Source organism: Citrobacter sp. RHBSTW-00887 (assembly GCF_013728095.1).
GTDB classification, from domain to species: domain Bacteria; phylum Pseudomonadota; class Gammaproteobacteria; order Enterobacterales; family Enterobacteriaceae; genus Citrobacter; species Citrobacter braakii.
Genome location: NZ_CP056267.1, coordinates 4,879,156 through 4,898,468, shown reverse-complemented (window position 1 = coordinate 4,898,468; position 19,313 = coordinate 4,879,156). Strand labels below are relative to the sequence as shown.

16 protein-coding genes and 2 pseudogenes are annotated in these 19,313 nt (G+C 53.4%); 12 read left to right on the top strand and 6 right to left on the bottom strand.

The features are described 5' to 3' along the window. Positions 1 to 54: 54 nt before the first annotated feature. A complete protein-coding gene (locus HV314_RS23370; protein ID WP_016155366.1) occupies positions 55 to 945 on the bottom strand; it encodes a LysR family transcriptional regulator in 891 nt (296 codons plus the stop codon). 101 nt (positions 946 to 1,046) lie between these two features. Between HV314_RS23370 and HV314_RS23365 the strand changes: the two genes are divergently transcribed. Continuing rightward, a complete protein-coding gene (locus HV314_RS23365) occupies positions 1,047 to 1,457 on the top strand; it encodes a CidA/LrgA family protein (protein ID WP_065554808.1) in 411 nt (136 codons plus the stop codon). Further along, positions 1,450 to 2,139 carry an LrgB family protein gene (locus HV314_RS23360; RefSeq protein WP_016155368.1) on the top strand — a complete coding sequence of 230 codons (690 nt, stop codon included), beginning with the start codon at positions 1,450 to 1,452 and terminating at the stop codon, positions 2,137 to 2,139. Before HV314_RS23365 ends, HV314_RS23360 begins: the two co-directional genes overlap by 8 nt. A 42-nt stretch (positions 2,140 to 2,181) precedes the next feature. Here HV314_RS23360 and actP read toward each other — a convergent pair whose 3' ends face one another. The 3 genes from actP to acs all read right to left on the bottom strand — a co-directional run bounded on the left by actP (position 2,182) and on the right by acs (position 6,337). Then, complete coding sequence (gene actP, locus HV314_RS23355) at positions 2,182 to 3,831, bottom strand: cation/acetate symporter ActP (RefSeq protein ID WP_016155369.1); 1,650 nt, start codon at positions 3,829 to 3,831, stop codon at positions 2,182 to 2,184. Beyond that, complete coding sequence (locus HV314_RS23350) at positions 3,828 to 4,142, bottom strand: DUF485 domain-containing protein (protein ID WP_016155370.1); 315 nt, start codon at positions 4,140 to 4,142, stop codon at positions 3,828 to 3,830. The genes actP and HV314_RS23350 overlap by 4 nt, the downstream gene beginning before the upstream one ends. 236 nt (positions 4,143 to 4,378) lie before the next feature. Next, entirely contained in the window at positions 4,379 to 6,337 is a 1,959-nt protein-coding gene (acs, locus tag HV314_RS23345; protein WP_016155371.1) for an acetate--CoA ligase, read from the bottom strand. A 472-nt stretch (positions 6,338 to 6,809) separates the two neighbouring features. Here acs and HV314_RS23340 point away from each other — a divergent pair, with 472 nt between their 5' ends. Then, positions 6,810 to 7,442, top strand: a complete 633-nt coding sequence (locus HV314_RS23340; protein ID WP_001567369.1) for a DUF6904 family protein — start codon at positions 6,810 to 6,812, stop codon at positions 7,440 to 7,442. A 28-nt stretch (positions 7,443 to 7,470) separates the two neighbouring features. Here HV314_RS23340 and HV314_RS23335 read toward each other — a convergent pair whose 3' ends face one another. Next, a complete protein-coding gene (locus HV314_RS23335) occupies positions 7,471 to 8,874 on the bottom strand; it encodes an ISNCY-like element ISKpn21 family transposase (RefSeq protein ID WP_001567368.1) in 1,404 nt (467 codons plus the stop codon). A gap of 180 nt (positions 8,875 to 9,054) precedes the next feature. Between HV314_RS23335 and nrfA the strand changes: the two genes are divergently transcribed. From nrfA to gltP, 9 genes and pseudogenes are all read left to right on the top strand, one after another. Then, on the top strand, positions 9,055 to 10,491 hold the full coding sequence (nrfA, locus tag HV314_RS23330) for an ammonia-forming nitrite reductase cytochrome c552 subunit (protein ID WP_016155372.1): 1,437 nt from the start codon (positions 9,055 to 9,057) through the stop codon (positions 10,489 to 10,491). 44 nt (positions 10,492 to 10,535) lie between these two features. Beyond that, positions 10,536 to 11,102: a cytochrome c nitrite reductase pentaheme subunit gene (gene nrfB, locus HV314_RS23325; RefSeq protein ID WP_005132587.1), complete on the top strand. Its 567-nt coding sequence runs from the start codon at positions 10,536 to 10,538 to the stop codon at positions 11,100 to 11,102. Beyond that, the gene (nrfC, locus tag HV314_RS23320) at positions 11,099 to 11,770 is read left to right on the top strand and encodes a cytochrome c nitrite reductase Fe-S protein (RefSeq protein ID WP_016155373.1); all 672 of its coding nucleotides are present in this window, start codon (positions 11,099 to 11,101) and stop codon (positions 11,768 to 11,770) included. Before nrfB ends, nrfC begins: the two co-directional genes overlap by 4 nt. Further along, positions 11,767 to 12,723, top strand: coding sequence for a cytochrome c nitrite reductase subunit NrfD (gene nrfD / locus HV314_RS23315; protein WP_016155452.1), 957 nt, complete (start codon positions 11,767 to 11,769; stop codon positions 12,721 to 12,723). Before nrfC ends, nrfD begins: the two co-directional genes overlap by 4 nt. An 8-nt stretch (positions 12,724 to 12,731) precedes the next feature. Beyond that, positions 12,732 to 14,126: pseudogene (locus HV314_RS23310) on the top strand (heme lyase CcmF/NrfE family subunit); the annotation flags it as partial. Between the two features lie 70 nt (positions 14,127 to 14,196). Then, positions 14,197 to 15,201 carry an IS110-like element IS4321 family transposase gene (locus HV314_RS23305; RefSeq protein ID WP_000427623.1) on the top strand — a complete coding sequence of 335 codons (1,005 nt, stop codon included), beginning with the start codon at positions 14,197 to 14,199 and terminating at the stop codon, positions 15,199 to 15,201. Between the two features lie 249 nt (positions 15,202 to 15,450). Further along, positions 15,451 to 16,270 (top strand): annotated as a pseudogene (gene nrfF, locus HV314_RS27455) (heme lyase NrfEFG subunit NrfF); the annotation flags it as partial. Then, positions 16,267 to 16,887: a heme lyase NrfEFG subunit NrfG gene (gene nrfG, locus HV314_RS23290; RefSeq protein ID WP_046274573.1), complete on the top strand. Its 621-nt coding sequence runs from the start codon at positions 16,267 to 16,269 to the stop codon at positions 16,885 to 16,887. The pseudogene nrfF and the gene nrfG, both read left to right, overlap by 4 nt. Positions 16,888 to 17,231: 344 nt before the next feature. Continuing rightward, the gene (gene gltP / locus HV314_RS23285) at positions 17,232 to 18,545 is read left to right on the top strand and encodes a glutamate/aspartate:proton symporter GltP (protein ID WP_016155378.1); all 1,314 of its coding nucleotides are present in this window, start codon (positions 17,232 to 17,234) and stop codon (positions 18,543 to 18,545) included. Positions 18,546 to 18,595: 50 nt separating this feature from the next. Here the strand turns inward: gltP and yjcO are convergent, their stop codons facing one another. Next, on the bottom strand, positions 18,596 to 19,285 hold the full coding sequence (yjcO, locus tag HV314_RS23280; RefSeq protein WP_016155379.1) for a Sel1 family TPR-like repeat protein YjcO: 690 nt from the start codon (positions 19,283 to 19,285) through the stop codon (positions 18,596 to 18,598). Positions 19,286 to 19,313: the final 28 nt, after the last annotated feature.

Genomic DNA, 19,313 nt, shown 5'->3' with positions numbered 1-19,313 from the left:
AGGCCTACGGAATCCAATTGTAGGTCTGATAAGCGTTAAGCCGCATCCGGCATGTTACGACTCTTGCGTTAGCCAGAACCCTTCACAGCATTTGAGCCACGCCTGGGCGCTGTGCGACAGATACACCCCTTCGCGCCAAATCATGCCCAACTGCCAGCGTAAATCACTCTCCAAAGGGATCCAGCGCAGCGTCTGCTTATCCAATCGCTGGCAAATCGGCTCCGGTAAAATGGCGATCCCGACTCCGGCTTGCACCATCGCCGCCAGAAAATCCCACTGCCCACTGCGTACCGCGATGCGGGGTTTGACGTTGTGCTGGTTAAATAGCTCAAGCAACTGACGGCTCAACGCGAAATCTTCGTTATAGATAAGCAGGGGATGCTCCGCTAACGCCTCGGGGGAAATGGATTCACACGTTGTCCACTGACCGGAGCGGGGGACCAGCACACAGAGCGGATGGCTAAAAAGCGGTAAGGTCGCCAGGCCGCTCTCTTCTTCAACCGGCAGCGCGGTCATCGCGACATCCAGATCGCCATTCATCACCGCCTGCTGGACGGTTAAGCCTCCAAATTCAGACACCTTCAGTTCAACGCCGGGATAGCGCTGGCGAAACAGGCTGATAGGCCCGGCCATCAACATACCGACCATGGGGGGGATGCCGAGGCGCAGCACTCCCTTGTTGAGGTGATTAATGTCGCTGAGTTCTGCTTCGAGCTGGCGAAACTCGGCGAGGATCGCCAGGCCGCGTTCGAAAACAACCTGTCCGGTGTCGGTTAACAGCAGTCGCCGACCGTCGCGGATTAACAGCGTGCAGTTAAGCTCGTCTTCAAGGTTCTTCAACATCTTGCTGATGGTGGGCTGGGTGACAAAAAGCTTCTCCGCTGCGCGGGTAAAGCTCTGCTGACGAACCACCTCAACAAAATAGCGCAGCGTTCTGATATCCATGATTATTCCTTAAGACTATGCCTGCAATGAGTTTAATTCATTTCAGTCCTGGACGGGGGCTCTCTATACTGGCGCTCTCTATTTTTTAAGGACATACCCTCATGGCTGTGGCGATAAGCCGCGTGACGCCTGCCGTTATTCATCGACTCCAGATCCCCGTTCAGGTTCTGTTGTACGCAGGTCTATTTGTATTTGCTCAATATCTTGTCTCCTGGTTGCATCTGCCGCTTCCTGCCAACCTGGTTGGGATGGTGCTGATGTTGGCGCTGATTGTCTGCCGGGTTATCCCGTTGAACTGGATTCGCGCAGGCGCTCGCTGGTTACTGGCTGAAATGTTGCTGTTTTTTGTTCCGGCGGTGGTGGCTGTCGTCAACTATACGCAGCTGTTGTTGGTCGATGGTTGGCGCATATTTGCCGTCATTGCGCTAAGTACGTTGATGGTGCTTGGCGCAACGGCATGGGTCGTGGATAGAGTGTATCGCTATGAAATGAGCAGGCTAAACCGTGAGTAATTTCCAGCTAAGCGTGCTGTGTCTGGTGATTACGCTGGGCATCTATTTTGCCAACAAGCGCCTGTATCGCCGTTTTCGTAAATTACCGCTGATGCCGTTAGTGTTCACTCCGGCGCTGCTGGTCCTGATGCTGGTCTTTGGGCATATCTCCTGGCAAAACTATATTGGTGAATCGCACTGGCTACTGTGGCTGTTAGGCCCTGCGACCATCGCCTTTGCCGTTCCGGTCTATGACAACCTTGCCGTGATTAAGCGGCACTGGATGTCACTGACGGCGGGCGTGGTGACGGCAACGCTGGTGGCCGTTACCAGTTCCGTGTGGCTGGCGCGTCTGTTTATGTTGCCTGATGAAATCCAGCGTAGTCTGGCGGTGCGCTCCGTCACCACGCCGTTTGCGCTGGCGGCAGCAGAGCCGTTGGGCGGGCAGCCAGACCTGGTGGCATTGTTCGTGGTAGTGACCGGTGTATTCGGTATGGCGGTTGGCGATGTGCTGTTTTTACGGCTTTCTATTCGGGAAGGGATGGCGAAAGGCGCAGGATTTGGCGCAGCCTCGCATGGTGCGGGCACGGCGCGCTCTTATGAGCTCGGCCAGCAGGAGGGCGTGGTCGCCAGCCTGGTGATGATGCTTTCCGGCGTGGTGATGGTGCTGGTTGCGCCGCTGGTCGCGATGGTGATGTTCTGAAAAAATGCCCCGGTCGTTCAGACCGGGGAAGAGGAGGTGTGGTTAGTGCGCGCGACCTTGTTCTACGCCGTACCCGGTCTGGGAACGGATGAACTGAGCACGGAACTGCTCGCGTTCGCGATTACCTTCTTCTGAGTTATCGGTAGCAGAGAAGAACCAGATCCCGAGGAACGCTACGCTGATGGAGAACAGCGCCGGATATTCATACGGGAAAATGGCTTTTTCGTGACCAAGGATCTGGACCCAAATCGTCGGGCCAAGCACCATCAGCACCACCGCCGTCAGCAGACCTAACCAGCCGCCCAACATCGCGCCACGCGTGGTCAGTCTTGACCAGTACATGGAGAGCAGAATGATCGGGAAGTTGCAGCTGGCTGCGATAGCAAACGCCAGACCTACCATGAAGGCGATATTCTGGTTCTCAAACAGCACGCCGAGCAGGATGGCAATCACCCCCAGCACCAGTACGGTGATTTTCGACACCTTCAGTTCTTCACGTTCGGTTGCGCCTTTACGGAACACGTTGGCATACAGGTCGTGAGAAACGGCCGATGCGCCCGCCAGCGTCAGGCCTGCAACCACCGCCAGGATGGTGGCAAACGCCACGGCTGAGATGAAGCCCAGGAACAGGTTACCGCCCACCGCATTCGCCAGGTGAACCGCCGCCATGTTGTTACCGCCGATCAGCGCGCCAGCAGCGTCTTTATACGCCGGATTAGCGCCCACCAGCATGATCGCGCCAAAGCCGATGATAAAGGTCAGGATGTAGAAATAACCCATAAAACCGGTGGCATAGAACACGCTCTTACGCGCTTCGCGGGCATCGCTGACCGTGAAGAAGCGCATCAGGATGTGCGGCAAGCCTGCCGTACCAAACATCAGGCCGAGACCTAACGATAGGGCGGAGATCGGATCTTTTACCAGTCCGCCCGGGCTCATAATGGCTGAACCTTTCGGGTGTACCGCCATTGCTTCGGTGAACAGGTTGTTGAAGCTAAAGCCGACGTGCTTCATCACCATAAAGGCCATAAAGCTGGCACCGAACAGCAGCAGAACGGCTTTGATGATCTGTACCCAGGTGGTCGCCAGCATGCCGCCAAACAGGACGTACATCATCATCAGCACGCCAACCAGTACGACGGCGATGTGATAGTTCAGACCAAACAGCAGCTCAATCAGCTTACCTGCGCCGACCATCTGGGCGATCAGATACAGCGCTACCACCACCAGAGAACCACAGGCCGACAGAATACGGATTGGTCCTTGCTTCAGACGATAAGAAGCAACATCTGCAAAGGTGTAACGACCCAGGTTACGCAGACGCTCAGCAATCAGGAACAGGATAATTGGCCAGCCGACCAGGAAGCCGAGTGAATAGATCAGCCCGTCATAACCGGAGGTAAACACCAGCGCGGAAATCCCGAGAAACGATGCCGCCGACATATAGTCGCCCGCAATCGCCAGCCCGTTCTGGAAACCAGTGATGTTACCGCCGGCGGTGTAGTAGTCATTACGCGAACGTACGCGCTTAGACGCCCAGTAAGTAATACCGAGCGTAAAGATGACGAAAATCAGGAACATGACAATCGCCTGCCAGTTGGTTGGCTGGCGTTGGACTGCACCGCTAATAGCATCCGCCGCGTTTGCGGCGAAGGGCAGCGTGGCGGCAAGCGCCGTCAGGACTCTCTTCATGATGCTTTAACCTCGTGCAGAACCGCATTGTTCAGGCGGTCGAATTCACCGTTTGCCCGCCAGATATAGATCCCGGTCAGGATGAAGGAGATGAGGATCACACCGACCCCAATCGGAATACCCCGGGTGACGCTGGTTCCCGCGTGTAGCGGCGTACCCAGCCAGCCAGGCGCAAAGGCAATCAGTAAAATAAAGCTGATGTAAACTGCCAGCATGATGATGGACAGAATGGTGGCAAACCGTTGCCTTTTTTCAACTAACTCCCTGAAACGCGCACTGTCTTCTATCCGCTGATAAATAGAGTCATTCATCACAGAGTTCTCCAGAGGCCCCCTTCGTCTTTCACGTTGCAAGTGTGTTGGCCGCACTCGCCCACCTCAGTCACATAGTGAACTATGCTCCTGGGGATGCGCTCGCTTGCCGCCTTCCTGCAACGCGAAATCCTTTGGGGTGGGTTATTATATTTTCCCTCCCGGTCAGGGGAGGGGTAGGGGTAGGATTTGTAGGCCCGATAAGCCGCGCACCATCGGGCATTTCACGGTTATGGTTATGATGGCATCGCGATGGCCTGCTTCTCTTCGAGCAGTTTCTCTACCACGCCAGGATCGGCGAGGGTCGAGGTATCGCCCAGATTGCTGGTATCGCCCGCCGCGATTTTACGCAGAATACGGCGCATGATTTTGCCGGAGCGGGTTTTCGGCAGTGAGTCGGTCCAGTGCAGCACGTCTGGCGTTGCCAGCGGACCAATTTCTTTACGTACCCAGTTGCGCACCTCGGCGTACAGCTCCGGTGACGGCTCTTCGCCGTGATTCAGCGTGACGTAGGCGTAGATCGCCTGGCCTTTAATATTATGCGGAATACCCACCACCGCGGCCTCGGCAATCTTCGGATGCGACACCAGCGCCGATTCGATTTCTGCCGTTCCCAGACGGTGGCCAGAGACGTTCAGCACATCGTCCACACGACCGGTGATCCAGTAATAGCCATCTTCGTCACGACGCGCGCCGTCGCCGCTGAAGTACATATTCTTGAAGGTAGAAAAGTAGGTCTGCTCAAAGCGTTCGTGATCGCCGAACAGCGTTCTCGCCTGGCCCGGCCACGAGTCGGTGATCACCAGGTTGCCTTCGGTCGCGCCTTCCAGCGGATTACCCTCGTTATCGACAATCGCAGGCTGTACGCCAAAGAACGGACGGGTTGCGGAACCCGCTTTCAGCTCGGTGGCGCCCGGCAGCGGGGTGATCATGAATCCACCGGTTTCGGTCTGCCACCAGGTATCGACGACCGGGCATTTTTCGTTGCCGATCTTCTTCCAGTACCACTCCCATGCTTCCGGGTTAATTGGCTCGCCAACGGAACCCAGGATACGCAGCGAGGAGCGGTCAGTGCCTTCAATCGCTTTATCACCTTCTGCCATCAGGGCGCGGATGGCGGTCGGCGCGGTATACAGAATATTGACCTGGTGCTTGTCCACAACCTGCGACATACGCGCCGGGGTTGGCCAGTTTGGCACGCCTTCGAACATCAGCGTGGTTGCGCCGCAGGCCAGCGGACCGTACAGCAGGTAGCTGTGCCCGGTTACCCAACCCACGTCAGCGGTACACCAATAAATATCGCCCTGATGGTAGTCAAACACGTACTTAAAGGTGGTTGCGGCGTAGACCAGATATCCGCCGGTGGTATGCAGTACGCCTTTTGGCTTGCCGGTTGAACCGGAGGTATAGAGGATAAACAGCGGATCTTCCGCGTTCATTTCTTCCGGCTGATGTTCCGGGCTGGCTTTCTCGATAAGATCGGACCACCACAGGTCACGGCCTTCCTGCCATTCCGTTTTTCCACCGGTACGTTTGAGGACGACCACATGTTCCACGGTTTTGACGTTCGGATTTTTCAGCGCATCATCGACGTTCTTTTTCAGCGGGATAGCGCGGCCGGCGCGCACGCCTTCGTCGGCGGTGATCACCAGACGTGAATTGGAGTCGATGATACGTCCGGCGACCGCCTCTGGTGAAAAACCACCGAAGATGACCGAATGCACCGCGCCAATGCGGGCGCAAGCCAGCATAGCAACCGCCGCTTCCGGCACCATCGGCATATAAATGGCCACCACGTCGCCTTTTTTAATGCCTAAATCCAGTAGCGTATTGGCGAAACGGCAAACATCGCGATGCAGTTCGCGATAAGTAATGTTTTTGCTTTGGGTGGCGTCATCGCCTTCCCAGATGATGGCGGTGCGATCGCCATTTGCCTGTAAATGACGGTCAAGGCAGTTTGCGGCCAGGTTCAGGGTGCCGTCTTCGTACCATTTAATCGACACGTTGCCTGGTGCGAAGGAAGTGTTCTTCACCTGGCTGTACGGCTTGATCCAATCAAGTATCTTTCCCTGCTCGCCCCAAAATGTGTCGGGTTCGTTAACGGATTGCTGGTATTTCTCTTCGTACTGCTCCGGGTTTATCAGGCAACGATCCGCAATGTTTGCGGGAATAGCGTGTTTATGTATTTGGCTCATGGCTTTTGTTCTCCTTGTAGGATGTTAATAATATGTCTCATAAACGTTAAATGTAGGGGCTTTGAGAGTTTTGTTTAGTATTTGCGCGGCAGATCACGCAATAAACGAATTGTGCAAATTAGCGGCAAACTTAATTTTGAAGGGAACTAGCAAAAATTGATTAAATCTCGCGATAACATGTAGTTATCTAAAGGATTATTGAAAAGGTGATCTATCTCTGAATTAGACAAAAGAGTGAGGAGTTAGAGGGGGTTTATAACTCTAAAGTGGTATTTTACATACACTTACAATTGATTAAAGACAACATTTTCAGTGTGGTTTCTTGTTACAAATAGGGTGGAGCAATGTCATGACAGTGTCAAGGCTCAATTGAAATGTCCGTTATCCAGCTCAATTAAAATGACCACTTTGATCTCTCATTCTCTTTACTGATAGACTTTCCTCCGACTGAAACAACAGGATGATTGAGCCCATGCTTCGATACGAGTTAACGCCGAACAATGCAGGTTTTATACTGTGGGGAGATTCAGAAGCCCTGAATGAATTACATGAACTCATTCATTACATCGTGGATGAAAGCCCACTGATTAAAGTTAAAGACGGATTTATGTTATCCCTTGCCTATGATATTCGTAAAGCACGGGAAGGTAATCGTCGTGTTGAGCAACATCAGTATGATCAACATGATACATATAAGCTTTATGGTGTTGAGCTTTTATGGCCTCTGGTCCTGGTACAGTCCTCAATACTCAGAAACTCAATGGGTTATATTCAGACAGACAAAAACCAGCTGTCTGTCATGTATGCCTTTGAATACCTGATAGAATCAGCATTAACAGAGTCTGAGAGAACAACGTCGAATGATATTATGCTAACAGTAAAATATGCATCAGACTCTGATTTTAATTTCATTGAGGATAATATTGACAGCAGGTGCTGCTATTTTATCAGCCTATCTCCGGAGCAAAGAAAAAAGCAGTTAATCAGTATTGTTCGTTCTTTTCATTCATTATGGGGTAAGTATGCCCGTGAAAAGCAGGACATAAAGATGCTGAACGAAATGAATAATACATCATGGGTCTGGCCGGACAATATCAACTGGTGAGCAACCACTGTCCGGCCAGTGAGTACCATCAGCGGGCTCTTTTACCAAAAATGTCCTCTGAACGTGACTGAAGCTGTTTGAGTGCTTCGAGCATGTCATCATTATCCAGTGAGCGCTGGGATTTCTTCCCTTCCTGCTTTGGCCGTCGTCGGGAAGGGCCATCTCCAGCGGGAATTGACTGAGAGCGCGTGTTATCCCGCTTGCTCTGCACCAGACTGATAAACTCCAGGGTTCGGCCAAGACGCTTGTTATCGACAATCGCGCCCTGGTCGATTTCTGACAGTCGGTCGTAGGTAGAGTAGGGAAGTAGCGTACCGTTCAGGCGCAGCTCTTTTCTGCCATCAGGATAGTGATACACATCGATATATTTACCTATTGCACGGCGACTCAGTTCGCTGTCTTCAATCAGGTACAACATTTTATCATATTGTATCGTCAACGATTTTGAGACTTTACGTTTTTCACGAACAGTGAAAATAAGCCCCAGGTCCTCATCATGTTCTACAGCACGGTGTACGTCAAAATCATGTCGCGGTACTTTGCCAAAACGGCGGTTATAGTCAGCCATATAGGCCTCAGCGAAGTCATTTGCAGCCTCCATTGAACAAATGCCCTGTAACCGCAGCTCTTTGACCAGACGATCCTGTAAAGTGAGGTGAGCTCGTTCTACACGCCCTTTGGCGGGACTGGTTTCTGCACAGATAGTCTGGATGTTCAGTTCATGCATGGCTCGCCCAAACTGAGTATGCCCGTCTCCGCCTGTGGCGTGTTTATTGTTAACACGAAAAACACCGGCTTTATCGCTGTACAGTGCCAGCGGTTTACCATGCTTATCGATATAGCGCCGCGTGGCTTCGAAGTAAGAAAACGTGGACTCCGATTTAACAAACAACAGTTCCATCAGTTTGCTGGTTGCATCATCAACATAGACCAGCGCGGTGCAGGCCGGGCCACGGCCTTCAAACCAGTCGTGATCACAGCCATCTATTTGTATCAGCTCACCAGTACACGGACGCCGGTACCGTGGTTGAGGGATCCTTGCGGCACGTTGTTTACGGGGAACCCATAAGCCAGCCCGCACCATGATGCGCCGGACAGTTTCTTTGCCAAGAAACAGTCCGTGGAGTTCTTCGAGCTTTTCACGCGCCAGAGTCGGACCGAAATCAGCATAACGCGTCTTGATCAGTTCCAGAGCCTGATCTGCGAGCCCGGGTGGCAACTGGCGGTTACCACGCATGCCACATCGTCTGCTGGCCATACCAAGCGGTCCGCCTTCACGGTAACGGGCAAGAAGTCTGCGGCATTGCCTGTCGCTGATACCGAGGTGCTCGGCCGCACGGCGCGTTGTGATGCGACGTTCAATGACGTCCTGTATAATCTTGATCCGGTTGATCTCTTTCAAAGTAAACACTCCTGAGCTTTCTGCGCTCATGATATGCCTCCCGGTAGTTTAAACGGACCAGTGAAGCTTACCATAGCGCGGACATCTGAATTGAGCCACAGGCGGACATTACTATTGAGCCATTACAGACAGTATTCGTGTGGTTGCTGTTATGGAAAACAATAAAAGAACCGCCATTGCAGATAATGGCGTCATCTGGATGAGACCCCTATGGCAAGGATAAAATCACGTGTACGCCGTTTCTTCAGCCTGTTATTACCTTTATTATTTATTTCTGCTGTTCACGCTGAACAAACTCCTGTACCCGCAAAAACCGTCACCGTTGAAGCGAAGAATGAAACCTTCGCTCCTCAGCATCCCGATCAATATCTCTCCTGGAAAGCCACGTCTGAGCAATCAGCCCGTGAAGATGCGCTGGCAGAAGATCCGCGTCTGGTGATCCTGTGGGCGGGATATCCATTCTCGCGCGATTACAACAAACCGCGTGGACACGCCTATGCCGTGACCGATGTACGTGAAACCTTACGTACCGGCGCACCAAAAACGGCTGAAGACGGCCCGCTGCCGATGGCCTGCTGGAGCTGTAAAAGCCCGGACGTAGCACGTCTGATCCAGAAAGACGGTGAAGATGGCTACTTCCATGGTAAATGGGCGCGCGGCGGTCCAGAAATTGTTAACAATCTCGGCTGTGCAGATTGCCATAACACTGCGTCACCAGACTTCGCCAAAGGCAAGCCAGAGCTGACGCTGTCGCGTCCTTATGCAGAACGTGCGATGGAAGCAATCGGCAAACCGTTTGAGAAAGCCGGTCGCTTTGATCAGCAATCCATGGTCTGCGGTCAGTGCCACGTGGAATACTACTTCGACGGTAAAAACAAAGCCGTTAAGTTCCCGTGGGACGAGGGCATGAAAGTCGAGAACATGGAGAAATACTACGACACCATCGCCTTCTCTGACTGGACCAACTCCCTGTCGAAAACGCCGATGCTGAAAGCGCAGCACCCGGAATATGAAACCTGGAGCGCGGGCATTCACGGCAAGAACAACGTGACCTGTATCGACTGTCACATGCCGAAAGTGCAAAACGCGGAAGGCAAGATCTACACCGACCATAAAATTGGTAACCCGTTCGATAACTTTGCTCAGACCTGTGCGAACTGCCACACCCAGGATAAAGCGTCCCTGCAAAAAGTGGTCGCCGAGCGTAAACAGGCTATTCATGACCTGAAAATCAAGGTCGAAGATCAGCTGGTTCATGCGCACTTCGAAGCGAAAGCCGCATGGGATGCGGGTGCGACTGAAGCGGAAATGAAGCCGATTCTGGAAGATATCCGTCACGCACAATGGCGCTGGGACCTGTCTATCGCCTCACACGGTATTCACATGCACGCTCCGGAAGAGGGTCTGCGGATGCTGGGTAGCGCCATGGATAAAGCCGCCGATGCGCGTACCAAACTGGTCCGTCTGCTGGCGACTAAAGGCATCACCCATGAAATCCCGTTACCGGATATCTCTACCAAAGAGAAAGCCCAGGCGGCGATTGGTCTGAACATGCAGCAAATCAATGCTGAGAAGCAGGACTTCATCAAAACGGTGATTCCGCAGTGGGAAGATCAGGCGCGTAAAAACGGTCTGTTAAGCCAATAACCCCATTTCGCCCCGTCAGGGGCGGATAACTCAACGGAGTGAATATGAGCGTATTACGTTCGTTATTAACTGCTGGGGTGCTGGCGTCAGGCTTGTTCTGGAGCCTGAGTGGAATCACTGCCACGCCAACGCCGCAGGAGTCGGATCAACGCTGGACGGTTACCCAACAGCGTAATCCGGATGCCGCCTGTCTGGATTGTCACAAGCCAGATACCGAAGGCATGCATGGTAAGCATGCAGAAGTCATCAACCCGAATAACAAACTGCCGGTCACCTGCACCAACTGTCACGGCCAGCCGTCACCGAACCACCGTGAAGGGGTGAAGGATGTGATGCGCTTTAATGAGCCGATGTACAACGTTGAACAGCAGAACAGCGTCTGTATGTCCTGCCACCTGCCTGAGCAGCTACAAAAAGCGTTCTGGCCACACGATGTCCACGTAACCAAAGTGGCGTGTGCCAGCTGTCACTCACTGCATCCGAAGCAAGACACGATGCAGACGCTAAGTGATAAAGGACGGATCAAGATTTGCGTCGATTGCCACAGCGATCAGCGTAACAATCCGAACTTTAACCCGGCGTCGGTTCCGTTGCTTAAGGAGCATCCATGAGTTGCTCTCGTCGCCAGTTTATCACCCGCGTCGGCGCGCTGGTGGCAGTGAGCGGGACGGCGGGACGCGTTGTGGCGAAGACGCTGAACATCAACGGCGTACGTTACGGTATGGTACATGATGAGTCACTATGCATCGGCTGTACGGCCTGCATGGATGCTTGTCGGGAAGTAAACAACGTGCCGGAAGGGGTATCGCGTCTGACGATTATTCGCAGCGAGCCGCAGGGGACGTTTCCTGATGTGAAGTATCGCTTCTTCCGTCATTCGTGCCAGCATTGCGACCATGCCCCCTGCGTTGACGTCTGCCCGACGGGGGCATCGTATCGCGATGCCGCCAGCGGTATTGTGGATGTGAATCCGGACCTGTGCGTTGGCTGCCAGTACTGTATCGCCGCGTGTCCTTATCGCGTGCGCTTTATCCATCCGGTTAGCAAAACGGCAGATAAATGCGATTTCTGTCGGAAAACCAATCTGAAAGCGGGCAAGCAGCCCGCCTGCGTTGAGTCATGTCCGACGAAGGCGCTGACGTTTGGTAATCTGGACGATCCCAACAGCGATATCTCCCGCTTGTTGCTGCAGAAAACCACCTACCGTTACAAGCTGGCGTTGGGCACAAAACCGAAGGTCTACCGCGTTCCCTTTAAATTTGGGGAGGTGAGCCAATGACATCCGCTTCTGCATTTCATTTTGAATCACTGGTGTGGGACTGGCCCATTGCCATCTATCTGTTCCTGATTGGCATCTCCGCCGGACTGGTCACGCTGGCGATTCTGCTGCGTCGTTTCCATCCGGAGGCGGGCGGTTCTGACAGCACGCTGCTACGCACTACGCTGGTGTTAGGGCCGGGGGCGATTATCTTCGGTCTGCTGATTCTGGTGTTCCACCTGACGCGTCCATGGACCTTCTGGAAACTGATGTTCCACTACAGCTTCACTTCGGTGATGTCGATGGGGGTCATGTTGTTCCAGTTGTACATGGTGGTGCTGGTGCTGTGGCTGGCAAAAATCTTTGAAAAAGAGGTGATTGCTCTACAACAGCGCTGGCTGCCGCGATTAGGGATCGTACAGAAAATGCTGACGTTGATTGCGCCGTTTCATCGCGCGCTGGAGACGTTAATGCTGGTGCTGGCGGTTCTGCTCGGGGCGTACACCGGTTTTCTGCTGTCGGCGCTGAAATCCTACCCGTTCCTGAATAACCCGATCCTGCCGGTGCTGTTCCTGTTCTCCGGGATCTCCTCCGGCGCGGCGGTGGCGCTGATCGCCATGGCGTTACGTCATCGTAGCAATCCGCACAGTACCGAAGCGCACTTTGTGCATCGCATGGAAGTCCCGGTGGTATGGCTGGAGATCTTCCTGCTGGCGGCGTTTTTCGTCGGTCTGGCGCTGGGCGATGACGGCAAAATGCGCGCGCTGGCGGCGGCACTGGGCGGCGGATTCTGGACCTGGTGGTTCTGGCTGGGCGTGGCCGGGCTTGGGCTGATACTGCCGATGCTGCTAAAACCTTGGGCCAACCGCAGTTCGACGTTTCATGGCGTGCTGGCAGTGTGCGGTGCCAGCCTGACCGGCGTACTGCTGCTGCGCTTTTTTATTCTCTATGCGGGTCAGCTAACCGTTGCGTAAGGTGATATCTGGACGTTCTCCTTCCTGAAGCCGGTTTTCTGGCACTGTTGTTAAGCCTTGGGGTCAACGTGTTGACCCCGCTTGCCGTGTTGGTGGGTGTCCGCCAGCGCTGGCAAGGCGTAATGCGCCTGGCAAGCGTGGGCATGTGGACGCAATTTACGCTGCTGCTGCTGGCCTTTGCCATTCTGATATTCTGCTTTCTGACCAGCGACTTTTCGGTGGTCTACGTTGCTCAGCATAGCTACAGCCTGCTGCCGTGGGGATTAAAACTGGCGGCGGTGTGGGGCGGGCATGAAGGATCGCTGCTGCTGTGGGTGCTGTTTCTTTCTGGCTGGAGCGCGCTGTTTGCTCTTCGCTATCGGCGTGATTCCGACCTGCTGTTTCCGTTAACGCTCAGCGTCCTCGCACTGATAACGGCCCTGCTGCTGCTGTTTGTGGTGGTATGGTCCGATCCGTTCGTGCGTATCTTCCCGCCAGCCATTGAAGGGCGCGACCTTAACCCGATGCTGCAACATCTCGGGTTAATCCTCCATCCGCCGCTGCTTTACCTGGGTTACGGTGGCTTGATGGTGGCGGCAGGCGTGGCGCTGGCCTCGCTGCTGCGCGGTGACTTTAATGCGCAGAGCGCCGGGGTGTGCTGGCGCTGGGCGCTGCCTGGCTGGTGTGCGCTGACGCTGGGGATTATCCTCGGCTCCTGGTGGGCCTACTGCGAGCTGGGCTGGGGCGGCTGGTGGTTCTGGGACCCGGTAGAAAATGCCTCCTTATTACCCTGGCTTTCCGCCAGTGCGCTGCTGCATAGTCTGTTCATCACGCGCCAACGTGGGATCTTCCGCCACTGGTCGCTGCTGCTGGCGATCGTCACGCTGATTTTATCGCTGCTGGGGACGCTGATTGTGCGTTCCGGCATTCTCGTTTCCGTGCACGCTTTTGCGCTGGATAACGTCCGCGCCACGCCGCTGTTTGCGCTGTTTACCGTATTGAGCCTGGCATCGCTCGGGCTGTACGCCTGGCGGGGACAGCAAGTCCGCCAGAATGCGCGTTTTGGCGGCTGGTCGCGCGAGATGCTGATTCTGGTCGCGCTATTACTTTTTTGCGCGGTGCTGCTGATTGTGCTGATTGGCACCCTTTACCCGATGATTTACGGGTTGTTCGGCTGGGGGCGGCTCTCCGTGGGCGCACCGTACTTTAACCGTGCTACGCTGCCCTTTGGCCTGCTGATGCTGCTGGTTATCGTGCTGGCGACGATCAGAAGCCGCAAAGTGTCTGTGCGTTGCCAGCTTCCGGCACTGCTGGCGCATGCCGGGGTGCTGGTGTTTGCGGCTGGGATCGTCTTTTCCAGCGGTAGTCGTCAGGAGATAAGCCTGAATCTGAGCCCCGGGCAGCAGGTGGAACTGGCGGGCTATATTTAATGAGATGGTCACTCCCTCCTTCCCGGTACTATGCTGAGGACAGGCTTTCATTCGGAGAACTATCATGGAAAACATTGCGCTCATTGGTATCGATCTGGGTAAAAACTCTTTCCATATTCATTGCCAGGATCGTCGCGGGAAGGCTGTTTACCGTAAAAAATTTACCCGGCCAAAGTTGATCGAATTTTTGGCGACATGCCCCGCTACAACCATCGCAATGGAAGCCTGTGGCGGTTCTCACTTTATGGCACGCAAGTTGGAAGAGTTGGGGCATTCCCCAAAGCTGATATCACCACAATTTGTCCGCCCGTTCGTTAAAAGCAATAAAAACGACTTTGTCGACGCCGAAGCTATTTGTGAAGCTGCATCGCGTCCGTCTATGCGTTTTGTGCAGCCCAGAACGGAATCTCAGCAGGCAATGCGGGCTCTGCATCGTGTCCGTGAATCCCTGGTTCAGGATAAGGTAAAAACAACCAATCAAATGCATGCTTTTCTGCTGGAATTTGGCATTAGCGTTCCCCGAGGAGCTGCCGTTATTAGCCGACTGAGTACCATTCTTGAGGATAATAGTTTGCCTCTTTACCTCAGCCAGTTATTGCTGAAATTACAACAGCATTATCACTATCTTGTTGAGCAGATTAAAGATTTGGAATCCCAGTTGAAACGAAAGTTGGACGAAGATGAGGTTGGACAGCGCTTGCTGAGCATTCCCTGCGTCGGAACACTGACAGCGAGTACTATTTCAACTGAGATTGGCGACGGGAAGCAGTACGCCAGCAGCCGTGACTTTGCGGCGGCAACAGGGCTTGTACCTCGGCAGTACAGCACGGGAGGTAGGACGACATTGCTGGGAATTAGTAAGCGAGGTAATAAAAAGATCCGAACTTTGTTGGTTCAATGTGCCAGGGTATTCATACAAAAACTGGAACACCAGTCTGGCAAATTGGCCGATTGGGTCAGGGATTTACTGTGCCGGAAAAGCAACTTTGTCGTCACTTGTGCTCTGGCAAACAAGCTGGCCAGAATAGCCTGGGCCCTAACGGCACGACAGCAAACTTATGTAGCATAACGGCAGAAATACACCGGTTTAAAGAATTACTGATCTGGTTTTGCGAATACTGATATTGATGATACTAACGGCCCACCGGCCTGTTGAGGAACCTGTAAAACGGAAAGGCTCATTGAAGCCGTATATTTTCTGGAGGTTCATCAGGCGCGGAACTCATCAAGGCGCGGGAATAAAATCCCATTCAGACGCCGGATAGATTCAAGCAAGCCAACTTGTCGTCAAAATCGGTGTTGCAAAAACGGGAGTGACCATAGATTCCGTTTTGAGCGTCTCGACCTGGAAGCAAAAGGTAACTACACCAGTGAAAAAGCGCAGATCACGCTGTGGCAAAATGAGAAACGCATTGGCAGCCTGCAGCCCGAAAGACGCTTCTATGCTGCGCGCCGTCAACAGATGATGGAGCCGGGGATCCGCTGGAATCTGATGCATGACTGGTATGCGGTAATCGGCGAAAAAACCGGACCGGACCGTTATGCCATGCGCTTGTACGTGCAGACCGGCGTGCGCTGGATTTGGGGCGGAGGACTGTTAATGGTCTGTGGTGCGCTGCTGAGCGGATGGCGAGGGAGAAAGCGCGATGCATAAACTAATCAACGCGTTGCCGGATGGCGGCGAACGGGGTGTGAAAACGGTAGGTCGGATAAGCGCAGCGCCATCCGGCAGAACATGTTTACTCTTAGCTATCATTTTGTTTTTCATCGCCTTCGTGACACATGCCCAGGTTGTGGACACATGGACTTTTGCCAACCCGCAACAACAGGAAAAAGCGTTGTCTATTGCCAGCCAACTGCGCTGTCCACAGTGTCAAAACCAAAACTTGCTGGAATCCAATGCGCCGGTAGCGGTCAGTATGCGCCACCAGGTTTATAGCATGGTGGCGGAAGGGAAAAGTGAAGCCGAGATAACGACGTGGATGACCGATCGCTACGGTGATTTTGTGCGCTACAACCCGCCGTTGAATGAGCAAACGCTGCTGCTGTGGGCGTTGCCGTGCCTGCTGTTATTACTGGTGGGCGTGGTGGTCTGGCGGGTGAGACGGCGCCAGCGCGTAGAGGAGGATGTGCAATGAGCCAGTCCACCCATTCCCCTGCGCCGTTACGCCCACTCCCCGTGAAGTGGCTGACCGCTGCGACGGTGCTGATGGTTGTGGCCTGCATCGGAGGTTACCTGTTGACGCCAAAATGGCAGGCGGTGCGTCAGGAACAGACGCGGTTGGCGGACCCATTACATGCGTTCGCCGATGAAAATATTCAGGAAAAACAGCTGCTTTTGCTGCAATCGCAAATTCGTGCTAATCCGCAGGACGGTGTGAAATGGGCGCAACTCGGTGAGTACTATCTTTGGCAAAACGCGTATCATAATGCGCTGCTGGCCTACGAGCAGGCGCTACGTGTAGGGGGTGAAAATGCTGAGATCTATTCAGCGCTGGCAACGGTATTGTATTACCAGGCCGGGCAGCATATGACACCGCCCACTCGCGAGATGATTGATAAGGCTCTGGCGCTGGACCCGACAGAGGTCACTGCGCTGATGCTGTTAGCCTCAGATGCGTTTATGCAGGCAGACTACGCCCAGGCCATTTCAGTGTGGCAAAAAGTTATGGATTTAAACTCGCCGAGGGTGAACCGGGCACAGCTCATTGACTCTATTAATATGGCGAAGCTGTTGCAGAATCGGCAAAAATAAATTTGTTTCTTTTGTGATTTGTATCATTTGGCCTGTTTAAAAAACAGGCGAACGAACAAATGAGCAAAAAAAACTCACGCCATGACTTCTTCATTTTTGAACATATTAAAATTCTTTTATAACAAAAAGTTATTCATCAATACCCCGATAAAATTGCATTTTTATGCATAAATTCAGCTGAAGGCTCTGTTCCTGGAGGGTTGCGCGAGACAGTACGCAAATGATAATGATAATAAGCGTTAAAAAACTCCATAAACGAACGCAACACAATTCATACCCTTTCAGTATGTACTATTACCACACACCGCATGTGGAATAGCGCTCCATCGAGGAAGTCCGTTGTTATGAAAAATTTGAAAGTCAGCCTGGCATGGCAGATTCTGATCGCTATGGTGCTGGGTATTCTGCTGGGGAGTTACCTGCATTACCATAGTGACAGCCGTGAATGGCTGGTTGTAAACCTGCTGTCACCGGCGGGCGATATCTTTATCCATCTGATCAAAATGATTGTGGTGCCCATTGTCATCTCTACGCTGGTTGTCGGTATCGCCGGGGTCGGTGATGCAAAACAGCTGGGCCGTATTGGCGCCAAAACTATTATCTATTTCGAAGTAATCACCACCGTGGCGATTATCCTGGGTATCACGCTGGCGAATGTGTTCCAGCCAGGTACCGGGGTGGATATGTCGCAACTGGCGACCGTGGATATTTCGAAATATCAAAGCACGACCGCAGAAGTACAGAGCCACGCGCATGGCCTGATGGGGACAATTTTGTCACTGGTGCCAACCAACATCGTCGCATCGATGGCAAAAGGCGATATGCTGCCGATTATCTTCTTCTCGGTGCTGTTCGGTTTAGGTCTGTCTTCCCTGCCGGCAACTCACCGCGAGCCGTTGGTTACCGTATTTCGCTCTATTTCCGAAACCATGTTTAAAGTCACTCACATGGTTATGCGCTACGCGCCAGTCGGCGTTTTCGCGCTGATTGCCGTTACCGTCGCGAACTTCGGTTTTGCCTCCCTGTGGCCGCTGGCGAAGCTGGTACTGTTGGTGCATTTCGCCATTCTGTTCTTCGCGCTGGTGGTGCTGGGGATCGTGGCGCGCATCTGCGGTTTGAGCATCTGGATCCTGATCCGCATTCTGAAAGACGAGCTGATTCTGGCCTACTCTACCGCCAGCTCCGAGAGCGTGCTGCCGCGCATTATTGAGAAGATGGAAGCCTATGGCGCGCCCGCTTCAATCACCAGCTTTGTGGTGCCGACCGGCTACTCATTCAACCTTGATGGTTCAACTCTGTACCAGAGTATCGCCGCTATCTTTATCGCGCAGCTGTACGGTATCGACCTGTCGCTGTGGCAGGAAATCGTGCTGGTGCTGACGCTGATGGTGACCTCAAAAGGGATTGCGGGTGTGCCGGGCGTATCATTCGTGGTGCTGCTGGCTACGCTGGGCAGCGTGGGGATCCCACTGGAAGGCCTGGCGTTTATCGCCGGTGTTGACCGTATCCTCGACATGGCGCGTACCGCGCTGAACGTGGTGGGTAATGCGCTGGCGGTACTGGTTATCGCCAAGTGGGAACACAAATTTGACCGCAAGAAAGCGCTGGCCTATGAGCGCGACGTGCTGGGTAGATTTGATAAGACCGCTAATCAGTAATTCATGACAGCTTGCCGGATAAGCATAGCGCTATCCGGCAATGCAAATCATTACCCGTTTGTTAACTTATCAAACTCTTCGCAGCCGGTATCGAATCCTTCCATACAGCTCAGATTCAGCCAGTGCAGTGCCTTCTGTTTATTCTTCACGATAAAACCCTGTTCACCGTTTAAGAACATCATCCCTGCCCAGTATTCGGAATAACCGGTGCGGGAAATGGCTGAACTTCGTTTGAAATACCACGTCGCTTTCTCATCGTCAGCGGGAATGCCCACGCCGTTGGCGTAAATCAGGCCGAGCAGCATTTGTGCGTCGACGGCGGAGTCATTTTCCAGGTCTTCGGAGGCGTTTTGCAGCAAGGTAATGGCTTTAGGGTAATCGGTACGTCCAGCCTGGGTGTTGACCAGAATCCGCGCCAGGGTAAGTTCTCCCGCTTTACTGCCTGCTTTGGCTGCTTTTTCCGCCAGAGTTTTAGCCTGGGGGTAATCCAGACTGACCGGATTCGTAATTTTGATTTGCGCCAGTAGCGCGCAGGCGTCGGCATCGCCATTGTCGGCGGCTTTTTGCGCCCAATACTCGGCTTTGCTCAAATCGCCCGAACTGAACCAGGTATCGGCAAGAAAGTACTGTGCGCGACGATCCCCTGCCTCAGCGGCCTGCAAGTACTGGCTTCCTGGCTCAGTATCACTGGCATGGGCAAAGAATGTCATAAAGAACATCAATGCAATGAGTTGTTTCATTTTGAGTTTTATTTAGGGTACGGAATGA

Excerpts from the sequence above, each read along its gene's own strand:
- HV314_RS23370 (WP_016155366.1), bottom strand. The coding sequence starts at position 945 with ATGGATATCAGAACGCTGCGCTATTTTGTTGAGGTGGTTCGTCAGCAG.
- HV314_RS23365 (WP_065554808.1), top strand. The coding sequence starts at position 1,047 with ATGGCTGTGGCGATAAGCCGCGTGACGCCTGCCGTTATTCATCGACTC.
- actP (WP_016155369.1), bottom strand. The coding sequence starts at position 3,831 with ATGAAGAGAGTCCTGACGGCGCTTGCCGCCACGCTGCCCTTCGCCGCA.
- HV314_RS23350 (WP_016155370.1), bottom strand. The coding sequence starts at position 4,142 with ATGAATGACTCTATTTATCAGCGGATAGAAGACAGTGCGCGTTTCAGG.
- acs (WP_016155371.1), bottom strand. The coding sequence starts at position 6,337 with ATGAGCCAAATACATAAACACGCTATTCCCGCAAACATTGCGGATCGT.
- HV314_RS23340 (WP_001567369.1), top strand. The coding sequence starts at position 6,810 with ATGCTTCGATACGAGTTAACGCCGAACAATGCAGGTTTTATACTGTGG.
- HV314_RS23335 (WP_001567368.1), bottom strand. The coding sequence starts at position 8,874 with ATGAGCGCAGAAAGCTCAGGAGTGTTTACTTTGAAAGAGATCAACCGG.
- nrfA (WP_016155372.1), top strand. The coding sequence starts at position 9,055 with ATGGCAAGGATAAAATCACGTGTACGCCGTTTCTTCAGCCTGTTATTA.
- nrfB (WP_005132587.1), top strand. The coding sequence starts at position 10,536 with ATGAGCGTATTACGTTCGTTATTAACTGCTGGGGTGCTGGCGTCAGGC.
- nrfC (WP_016155373.1), top strand. The coding sequence starts at position 11,099 with ATGAGTTGCTCTCGTCGCCAGTTTATCACCCGCGTCGGCGCGCTGGTG.
- nrfD (WP_016155452.1), top strand. The coding sequence starts at position 11,767 with ATGACATCCGCTTCTGCATTTCATTTTGAATCACTGGTGTGGGACTGG.
- HV314_RS23305 (WP_000427623.1), top strand. The coding sequence starts at position 14,197 with ATGGAAAACATTGCGCTCATTGGTATCGATCTGGGTAAAAACTCTTTC.
- nrfG (WP_046274573.1), top strand. The coding sequence starts at position 16,267 with ATGAGCCAGTCCACCCATTCCCCTGCGCCGTTACGCCCACTCCCCGTG.
- gltP (WP_016155378.1), top strand. The coding sequence starts at position 17,232 with ATGAAAAATTTGAAAGTCAGCCTGGCATGGCAGATTCTGATCGCTATG.
- yjcO (WP_016155379.1), bottom strand. The coding sequence starts at position 19,285 with ATGAAACAACTCATTGCATTGATGTTCTTTATGACATTCTTTGCCCAT.